Origin of the sequence: Streptomyces sp. NPDC060027 (assembly GCF_042737005.1) — a bacterium.
In the GTDB taxonomy this organism is placed as follows: Bacteria; Actinomycetota; Actinomycetes; order Streptomycetales; family Streptomycetaceae; genus Streptomyces.
This window is the reverse complement of sequence record NZ_JBHWVI010000463.1, coordinates 1-1,428: the sequence shown is the minus strand read 5'-3', so window position 1 is coordinate 1,428 and position 1,428 is coordinate 1. Positions and strand designations below refer to the sequence as shown.

Sequence of the window (1,428 nt, the reverse complement as noted above, 5' to 3'; positions counted from 1 at the left end):
CCTCATAAGCCGCAGACTCACCCGCGAATCCACCCCCAACTGGCGCGACGCCTGAACCTCGAACCAAACAACCTCACCGGGACAAAACGCTCTTTTAGGAAGATCTAGTGCCGCATCAACCAACGTTCGCCCTGGGGTGATGTGCCGCCCGGTTGCTGCGCCGGGCGGCCCTGGTTGGCCAGAATGATCACGTGGCTGAACGGGTGCAGGTCCGGGAGATCGACGACGACGAGGGCAGACGGCTGCTGCGGATCATCCGCAGGGGCACCGGATCGGTGGTGACCTGGCGGCGGGCCCAGATGGTGCTGCCGTCCGCCCAGGGAATGCCCGTGGCGAAGATCGCCGAGGTGACGTTCACCAGCGACGACCGGGTCCGCGATGTGATCCACAACTTCAACGCCGACGGCTTCGACTCGCTCTACCCGAAGTACTCCGGCGGCCGGCCGAGAACCTTCACTCTCCCCGAACGCCGGGAGATCAAGAAGATCGCCAAGTCGAAGCCGGCCGAGCACGGCCTGCCGTTCTCGACCTGGAGCCTGGCCAAACTGGCCGACTTCCTGGTCGCCGAGGGGGTGGTCGACGACATCAGCCACGAGGGCCTGCGCATCCTGCTCCGCGAGGAAGGCGTCTCTTTTCAACGCGTGAAGACCTGGAAGGCCTCCCGCGACCCCGACTACGCGGCCAAGAAGGCCCGGGTCGAGCACCTCTACGCCATCGCCGACGGCGAGGTCGTACCCGAGGACGGCGAACCCGAAGTGGTCTTCTGCATGGACGAGTTCGGCCCGCTCAACCTCCAGCCCCACCCCGGCCGGCAATGGGCCGAACGCGGCGGCAGACACAAGGACCCTGACCGCGAGCCCAGACCCCGGCGGCGGGCCACCTACACCCGCCCACACGGGGTCCGGCACCTGTTCGCCGCCTACGACCTGGGCAAGGACCAGCTCTACGGACACATCAAGAAGACCAAGAACCGCTCGAAGTTCCTGGAGTTCTGCCGCTACCTGCGCTCACTGCACCCGCTCGAGAAGCGCATCGCGATCATCTGCGACAACTACTCCCCGCACCTGACGACGAAGCGGTGCCAGCGGGTCGGGACGTGGGCGGCGACCAACAACGTGGAGATCGCCTACACCCCGACCAACAGCTCCTGGCTCAACCGCATCGAGGCCCAGTTCACCGCCCTGCGCTACTTCACCCTCGAGGGCACCGACCATGCCAGCCACAAAGAGCAGGGCAGCATGATCCGCCGCTACATCATCTGGCGGAACAAGCACGCCACCGACGAACGCCTCCGAAAGGTCGTGAACAGGGCCAACGTTGCTTGATGCGGCACTAGTAGGACTCCGTTAGGTCTTCCGATCGGCGCTGATCACGAGCATGTTGAATGTGTGGACGCACACGAAGTGAACCGTGTTCGGGCGATGTTGG

General features: G+C 65.0%; 1 protein-coding gene. It reads left to right on the top strand.

Translation table 11 applies throughout. From position 1 onward, the window contains the following. Window positions 1-191: 191 nt before the first annotated feature. A complete protein-coding gene (locus tag ACFWBT_RS43030) occupies window positions 192-1,325 on the top strand; it encodes an IS630 family transposase (RefSeq protein ID WP_385710296.1) in 1,134 nt (377 codons plus the stop codon). Window positions 1,326-1,428: the final 103 nt, after the last annotated feature.